We start from the raw sequence: 25,083 nt of genomic DNA on the forward strand, positions 1-25,083 counted from the left end.
AGGGAGAAAAGAGGTGAGTCTGGTTGGAGAAAAAAACGGTTCTCACATATGGTACTTATGATTTGTTGCACTGGGGGCATATTCATCTACTTGAACGAGCGAAAGCACTTGGAGATGAATTGATTGTCGGGTTATCAACTGATGAATTCAATGATGTGAAGAAAAAAGAAGCGTACCATTCGTATGAGCATAGAAAGTATATTTTAGAATCAATCCGTCATGTGGATCGCGTGATTCCTGAAAAGCATTGGGATCAAAAGATTCAAGACGTGTTGGATTACAATGTCGATATTTTCGTAATGGGAGATGATTGGGAAGGGGCCTTTGATTTTTTGAAGGACTACTGCGAAGTCATCTATTTGAAACGCACTACAGGCATTTCAACGACGAAAATTAAGACCGATTTGTATCATCCACCAGCAAAATCATGATAGCGGATATCATTAAATCCATTTATCTGTTTTTGTTTCGAATTTCATTTATGTGGATGAATCGCAAACCGCTCCAAAACAAAGTGGTGCTGTTTGTGACGTTTCCACAAAATTCGTATTATCTGACTGAAGAATTGAAAAAACGTGATCCATCGATGCAAATCGTGCTAGTGTGCAATGAGAGTTCGTATCCGAAAATGGCGGAGCTACAAAGCGAGCAGGTCCAACTGCTAGAACTCCACCGTCTCAAACTCTATTTCACACGGATCTATCACTTAGCCACTGCGAAGATTATCATCATCGACAACTATTTCCCGTTCCTGGCAGTGACGAACTTTAAAAAAGAAGTGCGCTGCGTTCAAATCTGGCATGCTGCGGGAGCGATTAAAAGCTTTGGTCTTGAAGCCAACAATACGACGACGCGCACAGCCATCTCTAAACGCAGGTTCCACCGAGTCTACCACCGGTTCGATAAAATCGTTGTGGGCTCTGAAGAAATGGCGGACATATTTACCCGGGCTTTTGGAGTGCCGAGTTCTAGCTTTTTGCGTACAGGGATTCCCCGAACGGATTTGTTCTTTGATGAACACAAGAAGCAGGAGCTTCGGGATAAATTCTACCGGAACTACCCTCACGCAAAAGGAAAGCGCGTGGTTCTTTATGCGCCGACGTTTCGAGACACGGCCTCGCATCACATGCCGCTAGACTTTGAACGGCTCACAAGAGTATTGGGACCAGAAGTTTTGGTCCTTGTAAAGTTGCATCCCGTAACGAAGCAAAATCTCGCATTCCCGTCTGAGGTGAGTGACCAACTTATTCAAATTGACGCTGATGAAGATGTCAATGAGTGGTTGGTTGTAACAGACTTGTTGGTGACGGATTATTCCTCCATTCCATTCGAATTCTGCCTTCTCAAGAAACCGATGGTATTTTATGCGTATGATTTGGAGGAATACATCGCGGAGCGAGGCATTTGGGAAAACTATGAAGAGTTTGTTCCGGGTCCTGTGGTGTTCACACAAGAGCAGTTGGAGGAAGCCATCGTAGCACCAGACTTTGATGTGGACAACCAAAAGGTTCTCGCTTTCTGTGACACATGGAACAAGTACTCACAAGGAAAGTCTTCGGAACAGCTAATCGATTATGTAATAAAGAAGGTGACTTAGATGCCTGTACGTTTCGCGAAACGGCTTGTCTCCTATGGCTTTCGTAAACTCTTTCGTCTCTTTGCGAAGTTTCCACGTCAGTCAGAGGTTATTGTATTTGAAAGTTTTCATGGGAAGCAGTACAGCTGCAACCCACGAGCTATCTATGAATATATGAAAGAGCAGTACCCAGGATATACATTTTACTGGAGTCTGAACAAAGCGAGTATCCCACTGGTAGCGCATCACAATCTTCCTGTGCTCCAGCGGTTTACCTTCAAGTGGATCTACACGATGGCAACGGCAAAGTACTGGGTGATCAACACCCGGATGCCTCGGTGGATGCAAAAGCCTGAAGGGACTGTATTTCTACAAACTTGGCACGGTACCCCGCTTAAAAAACTCGGGCTGGATATTGAAGATGTCAAGATGCCAGGAACGACGACGGAACTTTACCGGAAGAACTTCACAGATGAGACGGGGCGTTGGGATTATTTAATTGCTCCGAACAGCTACTCACGTGATATTTTCCGGCAGGCCTTTGCTTTTAACGGAAACATGATTGAGTCTGGGTATCCACGCAATGACGTTCTGTATACTCAGAATCAGCCGCCGACTGTGATTTTTTTAAAGAGTCAAATGGGCTTGCCAACAGATAAAAAAATCATCTTGTATGCACCGACGTGGCGAGACGATGAGTACATTGAAGTGGGTAAATACTCGTTCCAGTTAAAGCTTGATCTTCAAGCGATGAAAGCAGCTCTCGGTGACGATTTTGTTTTGCTGTTACGTATGCATTATTTGATAGCAGACCATATGGATTTGACCGGCTTTGAAGACTTTGCTTACAATATGTCAGGATATGAAGACATTCGTGACTTATACTTGGTATCCGATGTATTGATCACCGATTATTCGTCGGTGTACTTTGATTATGCCAATTTAAAACGACCCGTGATTTTCTATACGTATGACTTAGAAAACTACCGTGATTCATTGCGCGGGTTCTATGTGGATATCGAGCGGACGGCTCCAGGGCCACTGGTCACTACTACAGAACAAGTGATAGAAGAGCTCCAGTCATTACGAGAGAGAACAGCGTCACACAAAATGGAAGAATTTAATGAGAGATATTGTGCATGGGAAGACGGAAGAGCGACGGAACGTGTCGTTCAGGAAGTATTCGGTCCACCGTCTCAGTCCGCGCCAATCTGATAGGGTGAATTGAATGAAGTCATTATGGACCGTCCTGAAAGAACAATGGGACCACCTCTATTTGATCCAGAGACTGGCTCTGTATGAGGTCAAAATAAATAATAACAACAACTACCTAGGGCTTCTTTGGGAACTCATCAATCCAGGCATTCAGTTAGCCATCTACTGGTTTGTATTTGGCTATGCGATTCGTCGAGGAGAGCCTGTTGAAGGGGTACCCTTTTTCCACTGGCTGTTTGCAGGAATGTTGATTTGGTTCTTTGTATATCCTTCTTTATTACAAGGGTCAAAGTCTATTTATACTCGAATCAAGATGATTGCAAAGATGAGTTTTCCTACGAGTGTGATCCCGAGTTATGTGATGGTGTCAAAGCTATACCCACATTTCCTCTTGCTAGCAATTGCTATTGTAATTTTTCAATTTAGTGGGTCACCGATCTCGATCTATTACTTACAGCTTCCGTATTTCTTATTTGCTACGGTAGCCCTCGTGTTCGCTATTAACTTGATCACATCTACTCTTGCGACTATTATTCGGGATGTACAGATGGTCGTACAAGCCGTCTTGCGGATGCTGATTTATGTGTCACCGATTCTGTGGGTGTCGTTTAGTCTCCCTGACTTCGTGCAGACCATCATGCGCATCAATCCGTTGTTCTATGTAATTGAAGGCTACCGAGCGGCATTTTTCTATCATGAATGGTATTTCATTGAAAAATGGGAATACACGTTGTATTTCTGGTTAGTGATATTTGTACTGCTCTGGCTTGGTTCAATGCTGCATATGCGATTTAGAAAACAATTAATCGACTATTTATAAAACTGGGTGTGAAATCATGGAAGTATCCGTACGCGTAGAAGATGTCGTCAAACGTTATAAACTCTATCAGAACCCGTCAGAGAAACTGCTCGACTTGCTGCTACCGAAAAGCTACGGAGAAGCATTCTATGCACTCCGAGGAGTTTCGTTCGAAGCACTAAAAGGTGACGTCATAGGCTTTATCGGAGTTAACGGCTCTGGGAAATCCACATTATCTAATATCATTGCAGGAATCATTCCTCCTACAATGGGAGCCGTTGAAGTGGAAGGGAAGTCTGCATTGATTGCCGTCCAATCTGGCCTTAACAATGCCTTAACGGGTCGTGAGAATATAGAGTTAAAATGCTTGATGCTAGGTTTTGATAAGCAACAGATTCAGCAACTGGAACCGGAAATCATTGAGTTTGCCGATCTTGGGAAGTTCATTGATCAGCCTGTTAAAAGCTACTCTAGTGGGATGAAATCTCGTCTTGGATTCGCCATCTCTGTGATGATCGATCCTGACGTATTGATCATTGATGAGGCCTTATCGGTAGGGGATAAAGCGTTTGCTCAAAAATGTTTGAACAAGATGAACGAGTTCAAAGAAAAAGGCAAAACGATTTTCTTTGTCAGCCATTCCGTGGGACAGATGAAAGAATTCTGTGAAAAAGCGCTCTGGCTGGAATTCGGTGAAGTGAAAGAGTATGGTCCGATTGAAGAGGTCATGCCGAAGTATGAGGCTTTTTTAGAAGACTACAAATCGATGTCTAAAAAAGAGCAAAAAGCGTTCCGAGATCGTGGAGCAAAACTACAAGAAAATTATGGTAAAATAGAGATTTCATAAAGTGAAACCGCTTCTGGTAAACAAAGGAAGCGGTTTTTATTTTTGCTGAAAAATTTTAAAATCGTGGTAAACTATTTAAAGAATTGTCCGATAACTTCTATGAATCAGTCTATCTTAGACAAGGAGCGTATGAACGTGTTTAAAATACGGGATGAAATCGAAGTTGAAAAGATTGCTGCTCCTCGCTACGGGGTAGCTATAATAGATGCCGTGCTGTCACTTGCTGACCGCAAAGAACTGTTGACCTTTATAATGGTGCTGTTTTCACCGGTTGTATTCTGGATTGAACATACGGTCATCCCGAACCATATCGGACCGGATTTATATTACTTTTTAATATTTGGCTACAGTCTGTTGTTTGATCGTCGAATTTACATTTTCTCGTTGTCGCTTGTGTTTGTAGGTCTTCGTTATTATACATATTCGGCAGCTTTCACCTCGCATGATTGGTTGATGCTTGCGCTCTTTTTTATACTCTATACAGGCATCGGTATTTTTTCCGTTTCAGCACTAAAGATTTTGCAAGAGGCTCGCAGCACGGAGATGAAGAGTATCTATTCTCTTCTTCAGACCATTCAGATGCGCGATCATTACACAGCACAGCACTCACGCAATGTTGCGGAGAAATCTGTGTGGATTGCTCAGCAAATGAATTTGTATGCGGAGTTTCAGCAAAATCTCTACATAGCTGGATTGCTTCACGATATAGGGAAGATTGCGATTCCGGATTCTATCTTGATCAAACCGGATTCGCTCACTGTCCAAGAATACATTGAAATTAAGAAACACCCACAGCTCGGAATGGATCTTCTTCAACATGCTCCAGTCATGCGAAATCAGACCATTCGGGATGCGATCCTTTATCACCACGAACGATATGATGGCAACGGGTATCCAGTCGGACTTGTCGGAGACCAGATTCCATTGTCTGCGCGTATCATGGCCATCGCGGATACCTATGATGCGATGACAACTAACCGCGTTTATCAGAGAAAACGTTCGCCGGAAGAAGCGATCCGCATTATTAAAGAAAATGCAGGCACACAGTTCGATCCAAAAATTGTCGACGCCTTTACTGTCATGATGAAAAACAAATTACCTGAGATGCGCAAAGTCGTATCCTTGTAAGCAAGGAGGCACTTCATGAATACAACATTTCAGCTGCCAGAAGGATTATTAGGGTTTGAGGAGGTTAAGGAATTGACCCTCACTCCTATCGAAGTTCCATTTGATGCGACTTTTTATGAGCTTCGATCTATCGAAGAAGGAATCGGTTTTATTGCAGTTGATCCATTTAAGATTGAATCAAATTATGCAGTAGCATTAGACGAAGATACGTTACAGAAGTTAGAAGTTGAAGCTTCTGAAGATGTGATTGTTTTGTCGCTTGTAACACTGAAAGCATCGCTCGATACCTCTACAACAAACTTAAAAGCACCTTTACTATTCAATCTTCGCACGAAGAAAGCGATGCAGTGGGTCCACACTTCAACTGATTTTTCCGTGAAGCACCCGTTGAAGGGGGACGCTTAGATGTTAGTGCTTGGACGTAAAGTAGGCGAGACCATCCATATTGGACAAGATATCGAAGTGACGATCACTGCCATCGAAGGCGATGTAGTGAAGCTTGGCATTCGTGCTCCTAAAAGTGTTCCGGTTCATCGACAAGAAGTCTTTGAAGAAATTCGGAAAGAAAATCTAGCAGCGAGTGCTTCTTTAGATCAACTAAAAAAATTCACGAAATAATTTTGAAAAAACACTAAACTCTTTTTTCTACTCTCCGATATAAAGAGTGTAGGGCATCAAGACACGGATGTCGCGCCCTAACATTACATCTACATGGAGGTAGAAATCATGATTATCAATAACAACTTAGCAGCACTTAACACGCACCGCCAAATGGGCCAAGTATCTGGCGCAGCACAAAACTCAATGGAGAAATTGTCTTCTGGTCAACGCATCAACAAAGGTGCAGATGACGCAGCAGGTCTTTCAATCTCTGAGAAAATGCGTAATCAAATCCGTGGTCTTGAGCAAGCACAACGTAATGCACAAGATGGCGTATCAATGATCCAAACAATCGATGGAGCTCTTGGAGAAATCCACGATATTCTACAACGTGTTCGTGAATTGGCTGTTCAAGCTGGAAATGGAACAAACTCTGCTGACGAAGTTGCTACAATTCAAGCTGAAGTAACTGAGTTAAATACGGGAATTACAGACATTGCTAATCGTACGAAATTTAACGGTACAGATTTACTGAACAACACAAATGCTATTACACTTCAAGTTGGTGCTGATTCTGCACAAACTATGGATGTCACTTTAGTTGATGTTACAGCTGCTACACTTGGATCTGGAGTAACTGTCTCTGACGCTGCAGCTTCTTTAACAGCTATTGATGCAGCAATCAAAACCGTTTCAGATGCACGTTCTACATTTGGTGCAGCTCAAAATCGTTTAGAGTTCACATCTAACAACCTTGCTTCAACTGCTGAAAACTTAACATCTGCTGAATCACGTATCCGTGACGTAGATATGGCTAAAGAAATGATGGAGTTCACGAAGAACAACATCTTGACTCAAGCTTCTCAAGCGATGCTTGCACAAGCAAACCAACAGCCACAAGCTGTACTTCAATTACTTCGTTAATCATCAAAACTAAGTCTCCTTCGGGAGGCTTTTTTCGATTTTATAATCGTGCCTACTTGTTGCTGTTTCCAAAAGGGCCGTGCCGAGTCTTCCCAATCGATTCATTGGTGAATAGACACGGGTGATATCCGGCATCAACCTGATTCTTCAGGAAACAGCACCAAAATCTATGGCACGCTTTATAAAAATCTATAATAACTCTTAGCTCTTTTAAGAGTTTACTTGTTACATTGAAATCTTCCCTGGGAACATTTTTATTGGGAAATTCAAAAAGTTCTCGCAAGCATCTTGTTCTTTCCGTATGATGAAAGAAAACGTTCCGGAAGGAGAGAAACATGACGTCTTTGATTGATTCAAACTGGTTTTACTTGAAAACCATGCAAACTTTATCGCAGCCACATGCTGTTACTTCACAGTCCCCAACAGATCCGGCAAAGTCTATGTTGTTTTCGAACATGCTTGAGTCTGTGATGAATGGCTCTCCGACAATGAATTGGGTTCCGACTTCTCAAGCGCTTCCTGCTCAAACGAGTCCTATTTTCTGGAGCACTTTGGGTCCGGAAACCTCTCAAGTTCAACAAATTGTGCAGCAAACACTTACGGGGACTAAAGCAACCGATCAACTTTCGTTTCGTCCAGTCAGTCTGTTAGAAATGGAGAAACATCTAAGCGGAAAGCTGTCGGGTACGGCTAAAGATTTCATCACAGCAGGACAAAAATACAACTTAAATCCTCTCTTTTTAGCTGCAATCGCGCAGCATGAGACGGGCAATGGTTCATCTCGTGCCATCCTCGAAAAGAATAACGTCGCTGGAATGATGGGGCACAATGGACTTCGTACCTATTCGACACTACAAGAAAGTATAGATGCAATGGCCAGTAACCTTCGTCGAAATTACTTGAATCAAGGATTGACAACCATTTCTCAAATTGGAGCAAAATATGCACCGGTCGGAGCATCAAATGATCCAACGGGTCTCAACAATCATTGGGTTAACGGAGTTACTAAAAAACTAAATGCTTTCGCTTAAACACTTGCCGATGCAAGTGTTTTTATTTTTTATCCGATTGTCTAACTAAACTCGCTCCCAGGGAAGGTTTCAACAAAAAGACTTAACTTGTTTTATTGAAATCTTCCCTGGGAGCATCTTTTCTAGATTTCGTCTAAAGTTTTCTCAAAAGCTACCGATATACCCTATAACGAGCGACGAAGGAGCGATACATGCCATGGACATCCAAGCATTGACCTTTCCCGAAACAGCAAAAGTTGCGGAAAACGCGAAAATTGATTCCTCAGTAAAACCGAGTTCTAAGAAGTTTCTAGAAAAAGAGCAAGAAGCGCCATCCAAACTTGAAGTCGAGGAAAGAATCAACCAAATGAATCACTGGATGGCCCCGCATGCAACGGAAATTCGTTTTCAACTTCATGAAAAATTAAACGATTACTTCGTACAAGTGATAGATCCACAAACTGAAGAGGTGCTGCGCGAGATTCCAAGCAGAAAAGTTTTGGATTATTATGCTGCCGTTGCGCAGAAGCTAGGTTTATTGGTCGACGAACGCTATTAAATGAGGTGATAGGATGAGAATTACAGGTCTAGGATCCGGAATGGACATTGACTATATGGTGAAAGAGATGATGGCTGCGGAGAAAATCCCTTTAGATAAGCTTAGCCAGAAAAAAACTTGGACGGAATGGCAAAAAGATGCGTACCGTTCCACGAACCTGGCTTTAACAAGTTTTCGTTCTGCATTTGAAGGCTTGCGTTTCAGTAGTGCTTTCAATGCCTATACAGCTTCGACTTCTGGCACTGCTGCAACAGCTCGCGCAACAGGTGCGACTGTACCTGGAAGCTATGAGATTACGGTTCAGTCTCTCGCACAAAGTGCAAAATTACATACGGCTACAGAGCTAAAAGAATCTGATGGCTCAAAGACAAAAGGGACATCTGCTATTGGTACTGCAGGAACCATTACAATCAAAGACGCATCAGGTGCAGTTATTGGAGCACCGATCGATGTGACGGACACGATGACCATGGCGGAGATTGCTTCTAAGATGCAATCTACAACAGCTGGAAGTCCAACTGAGCTTCGTGCAGGATTTGACGATACGACGTCTCGCTTTTTCTTATCGACGAAGAACATGGGAGAGAATCAAAACTTTACGATTGAGTTCACGACACCTGAACTTGGTGAACGTATACTCGGACAAGCGGGAGTGCAGCAAGTATCCACCGCTACAGCAGGTACAGCAAACGTAACAGCAGCTGCTAACGGGAGCTTTTCATACGATGGTATTCCTGTTATGGGTCTCACTACGAATACAGCCACTGTGAATGGTTTGACAATCGACCTGAAAGCAGTTGGAACTTCAACTGTGACGGTGTCATCCAATACAGATGCTCCGTTTGAATCCATCAAAAAAGCTATCACTGCTTATAACGAAATGATTGAGAAGTTTGAAAAGCAGGTGACAGAGACTCGTTACCGAGACTTTCCCCCTCTTACTGACGACCAAAGAAAAGAAATGAGTGAAAGTGAAATCAAGCTATGGGACGAGAAAGCAAAGAGTGGTCTCCTTCGTTCAGACCCGTTACTTCGAGATGCACTCACGAACCTGCGTCGTGCGTTTTCAGACCCAGTGGAAGGATTACCTGCAGGTGAACTGAACACGCTATCCGCTATCGGAATCTCGACTGGGAATTTCCGAGAAGGCGGGAAGCTCAACATTGATGAGACAAAGCTTCGCCAAGCGCTTGCTGAAAAACCGGATGAAGTCATGCAGCTGTTCACGGCGAAAACGGGTGCTACAGGTGTAGCAGAGCGCGTCTATAAAGAAGTCAACGAGACTGTCAAAAAACTGTCTTCTCGAGCAGGAGCACCGAATTCACTAACTGATAACAGTGCTCTCACACAACGCTTAAAGTCCATGGATCAACAGATTCGTATGTGGCAAGATCGTCTTGTCGGCATAGAAGACCGTTACTGGAAACAGTTTTCTGCGATGGAAAGCGCCATGAACCAAATGAACCAACAAAGCAGCTGGATCCAACAGAACATGATGGGTGGCTTCTAAAATGGTAGCTAATGAACATCCACTACTAACAGTTACCTCACAATTAGACTCCATATGTGAGCAGACGTTAGCTAATTTGACCGCAGATTCAGTAGACGTAGGAATCGCCACTATTCAGCAATTACTTGCAGTACGTCAAGTGCTTCTTGACGATTGGAATAGAGAACCGATAGATGGGTTTCTAGAACTGAATGAACAAGTTCAAAAGAAGATGGAACGTATTTTTACTCATACCGCCGAGCAAGTTCGTTCGGTTCGAAAGAAACAAGTCGCCTCACAGGGATACCGACAACGGGCAGATGTCCAAGGCTCATTTTTTGATTCAAGAGAGTAAAGGAGGAACAGAAACGTGCACAGCGCCTACAAGACGTATCAGACAACAGCCGTTCAAACAGCCACACCTCAAGAGCTTTCCTTGATGCTCTACAACGGGTGCTTAAAGTTTATCAAGCTTGCAACTAAGGCACTTGAAGAAGGAAACATTGAGCAGAAACATATCAACTTAATTAAGGCTCAGGGAATCATTTCACAGTTTCGAATCACATTAGATATGGATGTGCCAATTTCAGAAAATCTAGATGCACTTTATGAATTTATTAACCAGCAATTAGTTGAAGCGAATATAACAAATGATCAAGCGAAACTCGCAGTTGCAGAAGACCTTGTGAAGGAACTTCGGGATACATGGAAGACGATGATGAAAACCGCTGCAAGCGTATAAGGAAGAGGTGTCAGCAATGGATCGTACATCATGGATAGGGTTTATATTTGCCTTTGTTGTGCTTGTCGGTGGTTTGATTTTAAAAGGCTCAAGTCCGACCGTGCTACTAAATGGGGCGGCACTTGTAATTATCTTTGCAGGAACGCTTGCTTGTATACTGATTGCATTTCCGATGGAAGAATTCAAAAAGATTCCGAAACTGTTTGGAATCATCTTTAAAGACTCAAAAAGTTATTCAGTTCGTGATCTAATTCCGTTATTCTCCGCCTGGACGGTACTTGCACGTCGTGAAGGGTTGCTTGCCCTAGAAGACGCAAGCCAAGAGACGGACGACGAATTTTTAAAGCGCGGTCTTCGCATGGTAGTTGATGGAGAATCTAAAGATATGATTCGAGACCTTCTTGAAGAAGATATTGCGGCAATGGAAGAACGTCACGAGATTGGAGCAAAAATCTTTACTCAAGCTGGTACGTACGCACCAACTCTAGGTGTACTTGGAGCAGTTATTGGACTTGTTGCGGCATTAAGTCACTTAGATGACGTAGCACTTTTAGGGAAGTCAATCTCCGCCGCATTTATCGCGACGTTATTTGGAATTTTCTCAGGTTATGTGATGTGGCATCCGTTTGCCAATAAGTTAAAGCAAAAGACAGCTAAGGAAGCACAGATCAAGCAAATCATGATTGAGGGAATCTTGGCTGTGCAAGAAGGCCTACCAGCCCGCGTAGTAGAAGAAAAGTTGAAGACGTATCTACCTTCAAAAGAGCGAGACCTCACAGTCCCAGTTGGTAAGAAAGGAACTGCAGAAGTAGGTGACGAAGTTGAAGCGTAAAAAGAAACATGACGAACATATTGATGAGTCGTGGCTCATTCCCTATGCAGACATCTTAACTTTGCTTCTTGCACTGTTCATCGTACTCTTTGCCTCAAGCCAGATCGATCAAAAGAAATTCCAAGCAGTTGCAGAGTCCTTTGCTAGTGAGCTAGACGGAGGAACTGGTATCTTGGATTCCAACTCCCCGACAGACATGGAAGATGACGGGACGTCTAGCCAAATCCCTTCTATCATCGATCAAGAAGCAGAGAAAGATGATACAGAGACGGAAGCGGGTGCCGGTGGAGAGTCTGACATTGAAATTGATGCGGAAGAGCTCTATACGGCAGCTCAAGATCAGAAAGAACTGGAGGAGATGCAACAAGCTTTTCAACAGTTTGCCGAGGATAAGGGAATAGAATCTCGTGTGACAACAGAGCTCGATGATCGAGGACTTGTTGTAAAGCTTCGTGAAGGCGTTTTATACGAGTCGGGGAGTGCGGACTTAAATGCCAAGGCTGCAACGCTAGCAAGAGAGATTTCAAAAATGTTCGAGTCAGAAGTTCCACGAACCATCTATATCGAAGGACATACCGATAATGTTCCGACAAACCAATCTGAGTATCCTACGAACTGGGAGCTCAGCTCCGCTCGCGCTATCAACTTCATGAAAATCATCTTAGAAAATTCTGAGCTGGACCCAAGAAAATTCAGTGCCACTGGATACGGTGAATATCGACCGGTAGCTGCAAATGATACGAAACAAGGAAGAGCCGAAAATCGCCGCGTTGAAATCGTCATCTCGCGCTTTGTAGAACAAGAGTTAGAGGAGTGAACACCATGAAGCGCATACTGATCATTATAGTCATAGCTTTGGCAATTCCTATCGGGGGATACTTTGGATACGGGTATTACCAAGACAAAGCGGCCGCTGCAGAAGAAGCTAAAAAGATTGAAGAAATCGCATTGAAGCGGTTCATTACAGACACTATCACAACGAATTTGGCTACGAACGAATTTTCTATCGTCCAATTCGCAGTGGAAATGGAAAAAGTCGAGGGACGGGAGCAACTGGATCATTACACTCCGGAAGTGAGAGCTGCTGTCATCTCTACGATGACAAGTCTGACGCGAGAAGATGTTCAAGGTCCGAAAGGTCTTGAGACACTAGAGACGATGATGCAGACAGCAGTACAGGACATCGTCCCAGATCACAAAGTAGTCCGTGTCATGGTGACAGAATTTAAAGTACAATAAGAACTAAACAAACACTAAATGGAACCGATACTATAAGTAACAAGGTGGTGACAGAAATGAATGTGGATAAAACCGGGAACTCTCCCCATGTTCACACGTATCCGAAGACGGTCAAAGTCCAGCAAGTCAAGCCCGCAACACCAGGTTCGAGTGAAGACCATGTTCAAATCTCAAGCCAAGCCCAGGAGCTTTATAATAAATCGGCGAAAGACGCCATCCGTCAGGAGAAAGTACAAGCATTGAAACACCAGATAGAGACGGGTACTTTCCAAGTGGATAGCAAAAGAATTGCACAAGACCTGACCAATTTTTGGTTAGGAAAACAAGGAGACAACCAATGAGTGAACAAGGAACGGCCCTGCTTCAGTACATGAGTGAGCTAGTAGATATTGCTCAGAAAAAGCAGAAAGCCATCGTGAACCGTGAAGTCACTGAACTGGATGCTTTAAATAAACAAGAAATCAGATTGCTGAAGCAGCTTTCTCAATTTGAAAAAGAAATCACAAAAGTTCCACAGGACGTAGGAGATGAACTTGTTCGTTATCAACTAGCCCTTCGAGAACAGCTTCAATTAAATGAACAGTTGCTTCAAGATGCCCTGCAGTTCACACAGCATATGCTAACACAGCTGACTGAGCAGAACGATTCACCTGGTTATAAGCCACATCAAGTGGCGGCGCAGAGCCGCCCTATGGCATTCGATCATAAAGCATAACAGGAGGACTGAAAATGTCGACCTTTCAAGGACTTGAAGTAGGAAAACGCGGAATTTCAACAGCTCAGACACAATTGAATACAACTGGTCATAACATGACAAATGCCGCGACACCTGGATACTCAAGACAAAATGTTCAGTCCTCGGCAACCAACCCAAATCGAGTGTTCACATCCCAAAGTCCAAATGCCCAGCTTGGATCTGGAGTATTAACTGACGCCATCGTCCGTTTGCGTGATCAGTTTCTAGATACAAAATTCTGGGGGCAAAATGGCCATGCATCTGAGCTGAGTGTACAAGCGGAAGCGCTGAGCGAGCTTGAGCGATGGGTACAAGGAACAGAAGATGGGAATCTACAGCAAGCGATGCAAGATGTGTGGAAAGCGGCAGAGACAGTCCGAGCGAATCCGAATGATGAAGCAGCCAAGGCAGTGTTTACAGAACGAATGAACAGTTTTTCGGCAACGGTCCAGCAACTTTCCCAAGATGTCGCCGGTCTAACAACACGTCTAGAATCTCGTGAAACAATGGAACGCCAGCAAGCGAATGACCTACTCAAATCTATAGCGGGCTTAAATGACGTCATCTACCGTTCTGGTGGACGCGACAATGATGCCATGGATCAACGTGACAACCTGATTGACAAGCTATCGGGTCTTGCAGGCATTCAAGTCACAGCAATTGAAAAGGGAATGGTAAACATTCGCTTGCAAGACGGTACCTCACTAGTTGCCGGTCGTTCAGTAGAATCTGAACTGACTGCTACTTCACCTATTGCGTCAGGAACACTAACAGGAATTGATAAAGCGTTCGCTGCTATTGAGGACTTCCAGACAAAGCTTCAGACTCTGACATCGAACTTTGATCAAAACTCGCCATCGATAGATGCCGCTATTGCATCATGGCAGCAGCTTGTAGGAGAACTTGGAACAAAGGCAGACGGAATCAACCGAGCTACAGAGACAGCACTTCTCGCAAAGAACGGAACGGATAGAGATCGACAATCTGTAATGGGTGTTTCCTTAGATGAAGAAATGTCCAATTTGATCAAGTACCAACATGCTTACAATGCAGCAGCTCGACTTGTTTCCACAACAGATGAACTACTCGAAACCATTATCAACCGTATGGGTGTTTAGAAGGGAAGGTTACTATGAGAATCAGTCATCAAATGTTACATAACCAATCCACGCAACGTCTACAGCAAAGTTCTGTGAGAATGGCAGATACATTTGCTCAAGCTTCAAGCGGTAAAAAGTTGTTGCGCCCTTCGGACTCACCGCATGGTACAGTTCAAGCGATGAAACTGAAACAGCAGCTAGGTGAGATGGAGCAGTATAAAACAAATCAATCTCAAAGTGCTTTGTTTTTAGATGAGGTGGACAATAAGTTACAGAATATGTCCCGAATCTTGCAGCGTGTTCAAGAACTTGGTGTTCAAGCGAATAATGATGTGATGTTTTCAGGGGAACGAGATGTTATTCAGAATGAATTAGCCGAGTTGACTAAAGAACTACAGTCACTTGCCTCTTCTGATATAAATGGAGAGAAGTTGTTTCCTCAAGTTGGGGCTGAAAAACAGATTATCGTAGGTAAAGGAGTGGCTGTCGAAGTCACCTTAACCGCTATGACTCCATTTGGAGGAGAAGACGGACTGTTTGCAACTGTATCTGAGATGTCAGCAAAACTTGCCGCTAACGAGCATGTAGATTTAGACGGGTTACAAACATCTTTTGACCGTTTAACAGATGCCTTAGCTGTGGTAGGTGCTCGTAAAAACAGACTGGATTCGATTCAAGGCCGAATGGAAGACAGCAAGCTAGAAAATACAAAGATGTTATCAAAAATCGAAGATGTCGACTTTGCAGAGATTTTAACAAAATTAAAAAGTGAAGAAGCAGTCTATCAAGCTGGCTTATCAGCAACGAGCAAACTGTTCACGTCTTCGTTAGTAGATTACTTAAGATAAAAAAATGGATGGCAGTCGCCATCTTTTTTTATGCAAAAAAGAGCCTAGCCAAATGGCTAAACTCGTCACTTATTGATGGTGTTAATGAGACCGCGCATGTCATCAGCAAATGAAATCGCTCGGCTAGTTGATTGGATCAAACGCTGTGTTGCAATCATTTCAGTCGTCTCTGTAGTCAAATCGACATTAGATTGTTCAAGTGCACCTTGTTGTACAAGTCCAGTTCGAGCTGTACCGTTTAACCGTTCAAAGCTTCCATCTGCTTGCATTTGTTGGATGCTACCAGTAAAAGCAAAGCGATTTCCACCAGATTCTATCAGAGAGCTTGGACGGTCAATTCGTGTTAATTCCAAGTTAAAGACAGTGGCAGGTTTTCCTAAGTTTTTGTAACGTCCGATGATTTGCCCTTGGTCTGTGATTTGGATGGAATCAAGATCATCATCGAACCTGATTGGCTGGCCAGCTGTATCGAGTACCCGGTCTCCGCTACTTGAAAGGAGGTAATTTTGATTATCTCCTTGATTGAAGACTACATCCAGACTTCCACTACGTGTGTAGAACGTTTCCCCTCCAGATGACACAGTAAAGTAAATCCCTTTCTGCATCAAAGCCATATCATATTGGCGATTGGTTGTCTTTAGACTGCCTTGCTCTGCCAGATATGTGGTCCCCATATGAACCGCACCGTTCCCAATACGAATTCCATTTGGAGTAACACGACCTGCTTCATAGCGACCTGCCTGCATGGTCATTGCATTATTTAATGCATCCGTAAATAATGCATCTTGGCGCTTGTAAGCAGTGGTATCTAAGTTAGACATATTATGGGATATGGTATCCATTTTTTGTGTCAATTGCTTTAGTGATGAAGTTGCGGTGTATAACTGAATCATATTCCCATTTCCTCCTAAACGCGTCCAATTTCAGTAACTGCTTTTTGCATACTTTGATCATAAGCTTGAAGAACCTTTTGGTTGGATTCGAAGCCACGATAAGTACGCAACATGTCAGTCATGATACGTGTCATGTCCACGTTCGATTGCTCTAAATAGCCTTGTGTAACGAGAGGTTCTCCGTTAGCTGCTGCCACTGGAGCATTTTGTCCTTCGTAGCGAAGAAGACCAGATCCCTCTTTAACAAAAGACTGTGGATCGTCAGTTGTACCAATAAACAGTTGACCGACTGGTTGTCCAGCTTCTGTAATGCGTCCCTGTTCATCAACTTGAAAATCCATTGAAGAGAGTTGAATCTGTTGGCCGTTTCGACTTAAAACTTCATCACCGGCAGCTGTTTTCAATATCCCTTGTTGATCCACCAGGAACTGTCCATTTTGTGTATAGCGAATTTCATTGTTTGCAGTCCTAACTTGAAATACGAGAGTAGGAGACTGCAAGGCAAAATCAGTTGGACTTGATGTTTGTTTCATAATTCCTTGTGTAAATTGAGGAATGGCTTCTTGGGCATACGTTCCCAGACTTAATGTACCTGCCTGAGAAGATAAGGAGTTTGGGCCTCCCATTTTCTCAATCAATTGCTGGGGGAACGAGCGAAAAGCTGTAATGTCATTTTTATAACCGGGTGTGATTGCATTCGACAAATTATTTGTTAAAACTTGTTGTTGTCGGTTATAGGCCATCATTCCTGATGTTGCCGCATAAAGACCTCTGAACATGGTGCAATACCCTCCAAATAGTTCAACTTAACAATTTATATTTATAAAAAGAATAGCATATTTGCTTGAAAAAAATAGGAGTTTTTTCACAATTTTAAAAATTTCACATCCATAGTCCTAGACAATTTCACTAGTATTTATGGTACTATTCATCTTGCAATGTTACATCCAGATTAAATCTAAATGACGAAAGATTACGAAACGTGACATATGTTATGATTTTTAGGCGGAAGGATTGAAAGGAATGAATCTTTTTTCACCAGTTATCAGCCAATTGGAACATGGTTTACAGGCATCTGCTCTAAAACAAAAAACCTACGCGGCTAATATTGCCAATGTCGATACACCTAATTACAAAGCACAACGTGTATCGTTTCAATCTGTTTTAGAACAACAACTTACACCGGGATCAACTACCCATCGTACCGATCCGAGACATATTTCGTTTTCCCAAAATTCAGTTTCTGGAATTAAATTGGAAACCCTACATACAACGCAACGTCAACCAAACGGCAATAATGTCGATATCGATTTAGAGATGGCCGAACTCGCAAAGAACCAGCTGTGGTATAACGCTATGACGGAGAGAATCAGTGGCAAGTTCTCGAGTTTGCGCTCCGTTATCAACGAAGGGAAGTAATGAGGATGAGCTTATTCGGAGGAATGAATGCTAGTGCTTCAGGACTTACAGTTAACCGGTTACGCATGGACGTCGTATCCGCCAACATCGCGAACGCGGAGACAACTAGAGGAAGTCTTGTAGATGGAGAATGGGTTCCCTACCGCAGAAAAGTTGTCGAACTTGAGAGTTTTGAGCAACGTTTACATACAGCAATGGGCACTCGGAGTGTAACTACTGGTGTTACTGTTGATCGAATTAAAGGAGACAAGACTCCATTTCAGCAAGTCTTTGACCCAGAACATCCAGATGCAAATGAGGCAGGTTACGTATTGATGCCAAACGTAGATCCTTTAAAAGAAATGGTGGATTTGATGTCAGCAACTCGCTCATATGAAGCCAATGTAACTGCTTTTAACGCATCTAAAGGCATGTTTATGAAAGCTTTAGAAATTGGAAAGTAAGGAGCCTAGACTATGAATCCGATTCAGGGATTGGACGCAACATTTTTACAACCAAATTTTATAAAACCGAACGAAGTAAAGGTAGCAGGTACAGGATTCCAGAATTTATTGTCTCAATCTATCCAACAAGTAGACCAGGCTCAAAAAGTCTCCGATCAACTGACAGCTGGATTGGTTAATGGCAATGTAGAGAATGTTCATGATGTCATGATCGCTGCTCAAAAAGCGAGTCTGTCTCTTGAACTGACCATGCAAGTACGAAACAAGATGGTAGAAGCCTACCAAGAAGTAATGAGAATGCAAGTCTAGGTGAAGGTAGGTCGTGACAGCCATATGAAAGAGCAGATGCAACAATTTCTAACAAAATTTAAAAATGCCTGGAGTGGCATTCCACCTAAAACTCGAAACATCGGCTTGATTGCTTTCTTTGGATCGTTACTCATCTTGTCGATTCTTTTATTTTTCATGACTCGTACTCCGATGACTGTTTTGTACAACAATTTGACGCCGGCAGAGGCGGGAGAAGTGAAAGCGGCTATTGAAGAGCGTGGTATTCCGGTCGAAGTGGCAGCTGACGGAACATCGCTTAGTGTTCCTAGAGAACAAGTGAATGAACTAAAGCTGGCGTTAGCAGCAGAAGGGATTCCTAGAAACGGAAGTGTGAGCTATAGCATCTTCAGTGAAAACATGGGGATGGGGATGACCGATCGTCATTTTGATGTCGTGGAACGAGACGCGATGCAGACAGAAATTTCGAATTTGATTCGTCAAATCGAAGGAGTCCAAGATGCCAATGTCATGATCACACTTCCTAAAGAGTCCATTTGGATCAGTGAAGAAACGAAGACGGCAAGTGCCTCTATCGTCCTTCGTAGTGACCCTGGCTTTTACCTTGAACAGGGACAAGTCAACGGCTTATATCATTTGATTAGCAAAAGTGTACCAAACCTGCCTCCTGAAGAAATTGTGATTATGGATCAGAACGGACAAGTGTACGAAGTGCAAAATGAAGGCGAAGCCAATACGACTTTATCGATTTACCAACAGCAACGAGAAGTTCGACAAGGGATTGAAACGGATATCCAGCGAGAAATTCAACAAATGCTGGGCATGCTATTGGGACAAGACAAAGTCATTGTATCCGTGACTGCTAGTGTAGATTTTACAAAAGAAAAAAGAGAAGAAAATTTGGTGGAAGCACCGATTGAAGAGACGAACGAAGGTCTTGATATCAGCGTGGAGAGAATCGTGGAGTCGTATAGCGGTGAAAGTGCAGCTGCAGAGGATGCGACAGGTACGGGGGAAGGCGAAATTCCAAACTTCCCGGGTGTAGATGGAGCGGAAACGAGTGATTCGGAACGAACGGAAGAACGAATCAATCGAGAAATCAACCGAATCCAACGTCAAATTGAAAAGAATCCGTACATCATTGATGATTTGACAATCAATATCGGAATTGAACCACCTGTTGCTACAGATCCGGCTAGCCTATCTCCTGAGCTGGTTGGTGAAGTACGAACACTGGTATCTAATATCGTAGCGGCTTCTCTAAGCTTAAATGACATTCCACAAGAAGAACTCAATGTAGATGATCGCGTCACAGTATTTGCTACTGAATTCTTAGGAAAACAAGAAACAGTGACAGATGAGAATCCATTTACGGCAGCTAAACTATTGCAAAATCCGTACGTCTTCATCGTCGGAGGAGTGCTATTACTACTTCTTGTGATTGTGGCCTTTATCGTGATTGGTCGCATACGAAAAAGAAAAGAAGATGAATTCTTTGAAGAAATGGAACAAGAGGCCATACAACAGCTTGAGACCAAAGTGGCAGAAGAACTAGCAATTGAAGCACGTGCAAATCCTAAGCGAGACACAATCGAGCGTTTGGCTAAAAATCAACCCGATGACTTTGCGAAATTATTGCGTGCTTGGATGACGGACAAGTAAAAGGAGTGACATGATGGGAGTAGCAACCACTGGAACACAGCAACTAAAGGGGATACAGAAAGCCGCTATCTTGATGGTCGGCCTTGGTCCTGATTCATCCGCTGAAATCTTTAAGCATTTGAGTGAATCAGAAATTGATTTGTTGTCTATGGAGATCGCGAAAGTGCGGCATTTAAAGAGTAGTCAGACACGCCACGTCATCGATGAATTTTACGACATAATGGTCGCTGAAGAGTACATCGATGAAGGCGGAATAGATTACGCCCATGAAGTTCTTGAAAAAGCTTTAGGTACTGATAAGGCAAAAGAAGTCATTACACGAATCACTACAAAAGCGAAACCAAAGCCATTTCAGTTTGCGCGTTCTGTGGATACACATAGTTTGTATCTCTCCTTGCGAGATGAGCATCCCCAAACGATTGCTGTTGTCCTATCACAATTAGAAAGCTTGAAGGCGTCTGCCATTCTATCACTTCTTGAGCCTGTTAAGCGTGTAGACGTGGCGAAGCGAATAGCAAAATTAACCCCACCATCTTACGAAATCATGGGAGAAATCGAGCGGGTGATTGAAGCGAAGCTATCTACTTCGAGTTCTGGCAAGATGAATGATTATGATGGATTGGATTCCATAGTGAGTTTACTGAACCAAGTAGATCGTTCAACCGAGAAATCAATTCTGGAAAGCTTAGAGCATCAAGATCCATTACTTGTTACAAAAATTCGTCAGAAGATGTTTGTATTTGAAAACTTGCCTCTACTTGATGCCCGATCGTTACAACGCGTAATGCAGGAAGTAGAAGATGAGGACTTAGTAAAAGCGCTTAAAGTGACGGACGAAGAACTGCGTACTCTATTACTTAAATCAATTTCAACTCGCCGTGCAGAAACGGTGCTTGAAGAACTAGAAATGACAGGGCCACTCAAACTGAAAGAAGTAGAAGATGCTCAAGCATCTATCGTTTCGATTGTACGACAGCTAGAGCAACAAGGGGATATCGTAATTTCACGTCCAGATGCTGAAGGGGATGATGTCATTGCGTAATGTCGTCCGGATTCAAAGTGCACCTGTAAACGTGAAAGAAATTCCAGTCATGTGGTCCGGTTTAACCCTCAGCCCAAATGAATCTGTTGAGGAAAGTGATTTCCCATCGCCAGAGAAAGTGCGGGATGAGCTGCTAACTGAAATTCATGAGCTTCGTAACCAGCTAGCAAAAGAACGGGAGCTAGCTATGCAAGAGGTTGAAAGAGAAACAAAAGAGCGTGCAGAACAACTAAAGCGTGACGCTTGGGAAGCAGGCTACACGAATGGAAAGCAACAAGCGGAACAAGAGGTAGATGCTATCCTAACGGCACAGCTTGAGCGAATTGAACAGATACAGAAACAATTCACAGAGGAACGCAAACGCTACGTTTTGCAATCGGAAGAACAGTTGATTGAGATTTCGATGCAACTCGCTCGAAAATTAATCGGACAAGCTTTACAAAGTCAGCCAGGTGAAGTGGCAAGGCTAGTAAAAAAACACTTAAAACAAGTGGAAGACGCGCAAGAGATTACGTTACATGTGTCTCTTGAAGATTTTGACTGGATCAAAGAACAAAGGGAAGAGCTTGAAAGTCTCCTTCCTGCATTTACACCGTTTGTCATCCTACCCGTGAAAGAGCTGAAACGAGGGGACCTCATGATTCATACGCAAGCAAGCCGTTATGACGCCCGAATCGATAGTCAGCTGAGTGAAATTAAATCTCATTTCATGACACTCGCCGAGGAGAATGTTGATGCCTATTTGGAATCCAACACCGTATCTTGATACCTTGCCAACTGTTCAATCAGTAGCCAAACAAGGGAAAGTAATGCAGGTTATTGGTCTGACTGTTGAATCATTAGGTCCTCATGCAACGATAGGAGAAATCTGCTTGATTTATCCAAATGATTTCTCGACACCTGTTGAAGCAGAGGTTGTAGGCTTTCGCGAGAATCGCCTTATGCTGATGCCATTTGGTGATTTGTCTCAGATTGGGCCTGGTTCGCTTGTAGTCGCGACACATCGTTCATTAGAAGTTCCAGTAGGTTTAGGATTACTTGGTAGTGTCGTAGATGGTTTTGGACGCCCGATTGATGCCGCGAAGCTTCCAACAGGATTAGTCGCTGTAAAAACGGACCGGCCACCTCCTGCTCCTTTATCTCGACCAAGAATCGATGAACCACTTGAACTCGGTGTAAAAGCAATTGACGGCTTATTGACAGTCGGCAAAGGCCAACGAATCGGTCTCTTTGCAGGAAGTGGTGTTGGAAAGAGCACGTTGCTAGGCATGATTGCGAGACAAACCGAAGCAGACATTATAGTGATTGCATTAATAGGTGAACGCGGGCGTGAAGTCCGAGAATTTATCGAAAGAGACTTAAGCCCAGAGATGCGTCAGAAATCTGTTGTTGTGGCAGTCACTTCTGATCAGTCGCCTTTACAGCGAATTAAAGGAGCTTTGACGGCTACAACGATTGCTGAATATTTCAGGGATCAAGGAAATCAAGTCCTGCTACTCATGGACAGTGTGACGCGTTTTGCCATGGCGCAACGAGAGTTAGGGTTAGCTATTGGAGAGCCCCCTACAACTAAAGGCTATACACCGAGTGTTTTTACCAAATTGCCACAGTTATTAGAACGCTCAGGTACTGCTAATAAAGGGACGATTACCGCTATCTACACAGTACTTGTAGACGGAGATGACTTTAACGAACCAATTGCAGATGCAGTCCGAGGCATCCTAGATGGCCATATCGTGTTAAGCCGTCAGATTGCTCAAAAGGGATTGTTTCCTGCAATCGACGTCAGTGCGAGTGTCAGTCGTTTGATGGACGAACTAGTGACACCTGAGCACCGTAACAGTGCGCGTCGATTGAAACGGCTACTTGCGACGTACCAACAAGCAGAGGATCTTCTAGCCATTGGAGCCTATAAACCTGGAGGGCAACCAGAACTTGATGAAGCTGTCCAACTGTATCCGGCCATCAGGCAGTTCCTACTCCAAGAACGGAATGCTCCTGCTCGATTTGAAGAAACAAGAGAAACGTTAGTTCAAGAGTTTGGAGGGAATGCTTCTTGAGTTTTCACTACAAATACCAACGCATCTTAGATGTCCGGGAAGTACAAAAGAAAGCAGTTGAAGGTGAATTATCTACTGTTCGAAAACGAGCAGAAGAAGTAGAAGAACAAACTCTCCAATTAGACTTTACGATCCAACAGCTCGAACTAGAAAAACAGCAACAAGTTCAGCAGGGCATCCGGATTCATCAGTTGCAACAGTATCATCACCATGAGCTTTATATGAATCAACAGCTGCAACTATCAAAATTCCACCAGAATCAGTTGACTCAGCAAGTTACTGCTGCGGAAGAGAAAGTCGTACAAGCGTCCAGCGAGACGAAGAAGTGGGACCGGTTGAAAGAAAAAGCACAGCAGCTCTTTCATTCCGAAAGAACTCAAGCTGAACAAAAATTTGCGGATGAGATGACTCTTCTTCGGTTAGGAGCTGAACGATGAAACTATCAAATTTAGATTTGTTATGTAGTGTTCCTGTAAAACAAAGTGGCGTAATGAACAGCTCTGTTTCAGAAGAGGCTTCTCCTTTTCAGACACTCTTCTCCGAATTTCAATTGGAACAACAAAGTTTGAAAAATCCTATCCGTATGGAAGGCGAGCTTTCGTCTGATTTTCAGGATTTAGAAGAAGAAAGTCCGATTCAAACTGAACTATCTAATCTAGCAGATGGGCAACCCATTACAAATGCCTATGAAGCTCCACTAGTGTCCAGTGAGCAAGATGAAATGGAGTTACAACAGTCAGAGTTGGATTTTTCCGTGCTAGGTTCAAGAAATATAGAGCAATTAGAAAAAACTATAGAAATTCCGAAGTTCTTTGTAGAATTACCTAGGCGGCCGATAACAGTCGTTGACCTACCGAAATCCCCTGTTCCACATCCGATTTCTGTTTCTTTATTCGAACGAAACAAAGTGTTTGAGGGGGAAGGAAACAGAAAAAACGATTTAATTTTTTCTGATTTCACGCAGGGTGAAAAAATTGAAATGAATCCCATTGAAAACACAACTTTAAGATCAGCAAAACCTACTCTAAAGTTAGTCGATGAAGGTTTGAAAAGAAAACTAGTTGGTGCACCGGTTCAACCAATTTCAGAGGAAGTTTCAGTTCAACTTGAACCTACAAAATATACATCAGAAGTAGTTCTGGAAAATGAACTGGTATCATTCTCAAAAACTAGTGAGATTCCATTAAATATACCTGAAGACGTTCCAGAACTAGAATTTCTTCGTCACGAATTGCCAAGAGTACTACTTAATCCTATAAAAGGGTCAGCAGACACAAAAGGGGGCACTTTCCGAATTCAAATTTTCCCAGAACATCTGGGGCACATTGATTTAATTGTTACTGTTGAAGAAGGCCAGTTAACTGCAAAGATGACCACATCCTCTCACTTAACGAAAGACGTCTTAGAAACACAGTTACCCCAACTTCGTCAGCAACTGACGGATCAAGGGATTTCAATTGAGTCACTAGAAATAGAATGGCGTGATGCTAGAGAGTCACCTGAACGACAAGCGCAGCAACAACAACCTGAATCACGAAAGCAGCGTTCGTTTATGGAGTCGAATCAACAAGAGCCTAACGAGTCAGAACTACCACAAGACGATAGCTTCGATTTTAGCGTGTAAGGGGGAGA

32 protein-coding genes are annotated in these 25,083 nt (G+C 43.1%); 30 read left to right on the forward strand and 2 right to left on the reverse strand.

All coding sequences use genetic code 11. The annotated features are described in order from the left end of the window. The first annotated feature begins 23 nt into the window (after positions 1 to 23). The 21 genes from tagD to CQS04_RS07695 all read left to right on the forward strand — a co-directional run bounded on the left by tagD (position 24) and on the right by CQS04_RS07695 (position 15,644). Positions 24 to 431, forward strand: a complete 408-nt coding sequence (gene tagD / locus CQS04_RS07595; RefSeq protein ID WP_100353559.1) for a glycerol-3-phosphate cytidylyltransferase — start codon at positions 24 to 26, stop codon at positions 429 to 431. Further along, complete coding sequence (locus CQS04_RS07600; RefSeq protein WP_100353560.1) at positions 428 to 1,597, forward strand: CDP-glycerol glycerophosphotransferase family protein; 1,170 nt, start codon at positions 428 to 430, stop codon at positions 1,595 to 1,597. The genes tagD and CQS04_RS07600 overlap by 4 nt, the downstream gene beginning before the upstream one ends. Continuing rightward, the gene (locus tag CQS04_RS07605) at positions 1,598 to 2,791 is read left to right on the forward strand and encodes a CDP-glycerol glycerophosphotransferase family protein (RefSeq protein ID WP_100353561.1); all 1,194 of its coding nucleotides are present in this window, start codon (positions 1,598 to 1,600) and stop codon (positions 2,789 to 2,791) included. Between the two features lie 13 nt (positions 2,792 to 2,804). Beyond that, entirely contained in the window at positions 2,805 to 3,611 is an 807-nt protein-coding gene (locus CQS04_RS07610; protein ID WP_100353562.1) for an ABC transporter permease, read from the forward strand. A 16-nt stretch (positions 3,612 to 3,627) separates the two neighbouring features. Then, positions 3,628 to 4,437, forward strand: a complete 810-nt coding sequence (tagH, locus tag CQS04_RS07615) for a teichoic acids export ABC transporter ATP-binding subunit TagH (protein ID WP_100353563.1) — start codon at positions 3,628 to 3,630, stop codon at positions 4,435 to 4,437. Positions 4,438 to 4,572: 135 nt separating this feature from the next. Then, the gene (locus tag CQS04_RS07620; RefSeq protein ID WP_165775492.1) at positions 4,573 to 5,565 is read left to right on the forward strand and encodes an HD-GYP domain-containing protein; all 993 of its coding nucleotides are present in this window, start codon (positions 4,573 to 4,575) and stop codon (positions 5,563 to 5,565) included. Positions 5,566 to 5,580: 15 nt separating this feature from the next. Next, positions 5,581 to 5,970: a flagellar assembly protein FliW gene (locus CQS04_RS07625; protein WP_100353565.1), complete on the forward strand. Its 390-nt coding sequence runs from the start codon at positions 5,581 to 5,583 to the stop codon at positions 5,968 to 5,970. Further along, positions 5,971 to 6,183, forward strand: coding sequence for a carbon storage regulator CsrA (gene csrA, locus CQS04_RS07630; protein ID WP_100353566.1), 213 nt, complete (start codon positions 5,971 to 5,973; stop codon positions 6,181 to 6,183). A 108-nt stretch (positions 6,184 to 6,291) separates the two neighbouring features. Next, positions 6,292 to 7,089 carry a flagellin N-terminal helical domain-containing protein gene (locus CQS04_RS07635; RefSeq protein WP_100353567.1) on the forward strand — a complete coding sequence of 266 codons (798 nt, stop codon included), beginning with the start codon at positions 6,292 to 6,294 and terminating at the stop codon, positions 7,087 to 7,089. A gap of 335 nt (positions 7,090 to 7,424) precedes the next feature. Beyond that, on the forward strand, positions 7,425 to 8,120 hold the full coding sequence (locus CQS04_RS07640) for a glucosaminidase domain-containing protein (protein ID WP_100353568.1): 696 nt from the start codon (positions 7,425 to 7,427) through the stop codon (positions 8,118 to 8,120). 196 nt (positions 8,121 to 8,316) lie between these two features. Further along, on the forward strand, positions 8,317 to 8,658 hold the full coding sequence (locus CQS04_RS07645) for a flagellar protein FlaG (RefSeq protein ID WP_100353569.1): 342 nt from the start codon (positions 8,317 to 8,319) through the stop codon (positions 8,656 to 8,658). 13 nt (positions 8,659 to 8,671) lie between these two features. Beyond that, positions 8,672 to 10,168 (forward strand): flagellar filament capping protein FliD, encoded by a 1,497-nt coding sequence (gene fliD, locus CQS04_RS07650; protein WP_100353570.1) that lies wholly within the window; start codon positions 8,672 to 8,674, stop codon positions 10,166 to 10,168. 1 nt (position 10,169) lies between these two features. After that, positions 10,170 to 10,502: a hypothetical protein gene (locus tag CQS04_RS07655; RefSeq protein ID WP_100353571.1), complete on the forward strand. Its 333-nt coding sequence runs from the start codon at positions 10,170 to 10,172 to the stop codon at positions 10,500 to 10,502. A 15-nt stretch (positions 10,503 to 10,517) separates the two neighbouring features. Then, positions 10,518 to 10,889: a flagellar export chaperone FliS gene (fliS, locus tag CQS04_RS07660; protein ID WP_100353572.1), complete on the forward strand. Its 372-nt coding sequence runs from the start codon at positions 10,518 to 10,520 to the stop codon at positions 10,887 to 10,889. Positions 10,890 to 10,905: 16 nt separating this feature from the next. Further along, positions 10,906 to 11,721: a flagellar motor stator protein MotA gene (gene motA / locus CQS04_RS07665; RefSeq protein ID WP_100353573.1), complete on the forward strand. Its 816-nt coding sequence runs from the start codon at positions 10,906 to 10,908 to the stop codon at positions 11,719 to 11,721. After that, positions 11,702 to 12,538 (forward strand): flagellar motor protein MotB, encoded by an 837-nt coding sequence (motB, locus tag CQS04_RS07670; protein ID WP_342745764.1) that lies wholly within the window; start codon positions 11,702 to 11,704, stop codon positions 12,536 to 12,538. The genes motA and motB overlap by 20 nt, the downstream gene beginning before the upstream one ends. A 5-nt stretch (positions 12,539 to 12,543) precedes the next feature. Next, positions 12,544 to 12,960 carry a flagellar basal body-associated FliL family protein gene (locus CQS04_RS07675; protein ID WP_100353575.1) on the forward strand — a complete coding sequence of 139 codons (417 nt, stop codon included), beginning with the start codon at positions 12,544 to 12,546 and terminating at the stop codon, positions 12,958 to 12,960. Between the two features lie 56 nt (positions 12,961 to 13,016). Continuing rightward, positions 13,017 to 13,301, forward strand: a complete 285-nt coding sequence (flgM, locus tag CQS04_RS07680) for a flagellar biosynthesis anti-sigma factor FlgM (protein ID WP_100353576.1) — start codon at positions 13,017 to 13,019, stop codon at positions 13,299 to 13,301. Continuing rightward, positions 13,298 to 13,675, forward strand: a complete 378-nt coding sequence (gene flgN, locus CQS04_RS07685; RefSeq protein ID WP_100353577.1) for a flagellar export chaperone FlgN — start codon at positions 13,298 to 13,300, stop codon at positions 13,673 to 13,675. Before flgM ends, flgN begins: the two co-directional genes overlap by 4 nt. Positions 13,676 to 13,689: 14 nt before the next feature. Beyond that, a complete protein-coding gene (gene flgK, locus CQS04_RS13930; protein WP_100353578.1) occupies positions 13,690 to 14,814 on the forward strand; it encodes a flagellar hook-associated protein FlgK in 1,125 nt (374 codons plus the stop codon). Between the two features lie 14 nt (positions 14,815 to 14,828). Further along, the gene (locus tag CQS04_RS07695; protein WP_100353579.1) at positions 14,829 to 15,644 is read left to right on the forward strand and encodes a flagellin; all 816 of its coding nucleotides are present in this window, start codon (positions 14,829 to 14,831) and stop codon (positions 15,642 to 15,644) included. A gap of 65 nt (positions 15,645 to 15,709) precedes the next feature. Here CQS04_RS07695 and CQS04_RS07700 read toward each other — a convergent pair whose 3' ends face one another. Beyond that, complete coding sequence (locus CQS04_RS07700) at positions 15,710 to 16,537, reverse strand: flagellar hook-basal body protein (RefSeq protein ID WP_100353580.1); 828 nt, start codon at positions 16,535 to 16,537, stop codon at positions 15,710 to 15,712. Positions 16,538 to 16,551: 14 nt separating this feature from the next. Continuing rightward, the gene (locus CQS04_RS07705) at positions 16,552 to 17,316 is read right to left on the reverse strand and encodes a flagellar hook-basal body protein (protein WP_100353581.1); all 765 of its coding nucleotides are present in this window, start codon (positions 17,314 to 17,316) and stop codon (positions 16,552 to 16,554) included. A gap of 244 nt (positions 17,317 to 17,560) precedes the next feature. On the opposite strand from CQS04_RS07705, the gene flgB reads away from it, so the two are divergent. From flgB to CQS04_RS07750, 9 genes are read left to right on the forward strand one after another with little or no spacing between them, the layout of a single operon-like run. Continuing rightward, a complete protein-coding gene (gene flgB, locus CQS04_RS07710; protein ID WP_100353582.1) occupies positions 17,561 to 17,956 on the forward strand; it encodes a flagellar basal body rod protein FlgB in 396 nt (131 codons plus the stop codon). Between the two features lie 5 nt (positions 17,957 to 17,961). After that, the gene (flgC, locus tag CQS04_RS07715; RefSeq protein ID WP_100353583.1) at positions 17,962 to 18,399 is read left to right on the forward strand and encodes a flagellar basal body rod protein FlgC; all 438 of its coding nucleotides are present in this window, start codon (positions 17,962 to 17,964) and stop codon (positions 18,397 to 18,399) included. Positions 18,400 to 18,411: 12 nt separating this feature from the next. After that, on the forward strand, positions 18,412 to 18,708 hold the full coding sequence (gene fliE, locus CQS04_RS07720; RefSeq protein ID WP_100353584.1) for a flagellar hook-basal body complex protein FliE: 297 nt from the start codon (positions 18,412 to 18,414) through the stop codon (positions 18,706 to 18,708). Beyond that, entirely contained in the window at positions 18,709 to 20,349 is a 1,641-nt protein-coding gene (gene fliF, locus CQS04_RS07725; protein WP_245858773.1) for a flagellar basal-body MS-ring/collar protein FliF, read from the forward strand. A gap of 13 nt (positions 20,350 to 20,362) precedes the next feature. Beyond that, the gene (gene fliG / locus CQS04_RS07730; protein ID WP_100353585.1) at positions 20,363 to 21,391 is read left to right on the forward strand and encodes a flagellar motor switch protein FliG; all 1,029 of its coding nucleotides are present in this window, start codon (positions 20,363 to 20,365) and stop codon (positions 21,389 to 21,391) included. After that, positions 21,384 to 22,157: a FliH/SctL family protein gene (locus CQS04_RS07735; protein ID WP_165775493.1), complete on the forward strand. Its 774-nt coding sequence runs from the start codon at positions 21,384 to 21,386 to the stop codon at positions 22,155 to 22,157. The genes fliG and CQS04_RS07735 overlap by 8 nt, the downstream gene beginning before the upstream one ends. Further along, positions 22,126 to 23,451 (forward strand): FliI/YscN family ATPase, encoded by a 1,326-nt coding sequence (locus tag CQS04_RS07740; protein WP_100353587.1) that lies wholly within the window; start codon positions 22,126 to 22,128, stop codon positions 23,449 to 23,451. The genes CQS04_RS07735 and CQS04_RS07740 overlap by 32 nt, the downstream gene beginning before the upstream one ends. After that, positions 23,448 to 23,888, forward strand: a complete 441-nt coding sequence (locus tag CQS04_RS07745) for a flagellar export protein FliJ (RefSeq protein ID WP_100353588.1) — start codon at positions 23,448 to 23,450, stop codon at positions 23,886 to 23,888. Before CQS04_RS07740 ends, CQS04_RS07745 begins: the two co-directional genes overlap by 4 nt. Next, positions 23,885 to 25,075, forward strand: a complete 1,191-nt coding sequence (locus tag CQS04_RS07750; protein WP_100353589.1) for a flagellar hook-length control protein FliK — start codon at positions 23,885 to 23,887, stop codon at positions 25,073 to 25,075. The genes CQS04_RS07745 and CQS04_RS07750 overlap by 4 nt, the downstream gene beginning before the upstream one ends. Positions 25,076 to 25,083: the final 8 nt, after the last annotated feature.

Origin of the sequence: Chryseomicrobium excrementi (assembly GCF_002798305.1) — a bacterium.
Lineage (GTDB): Bacteria > Bacillota > Bacilli > Bacillales_A > Planococcaceae > Chryseomicrobium > Chryseomicrobium excrementi.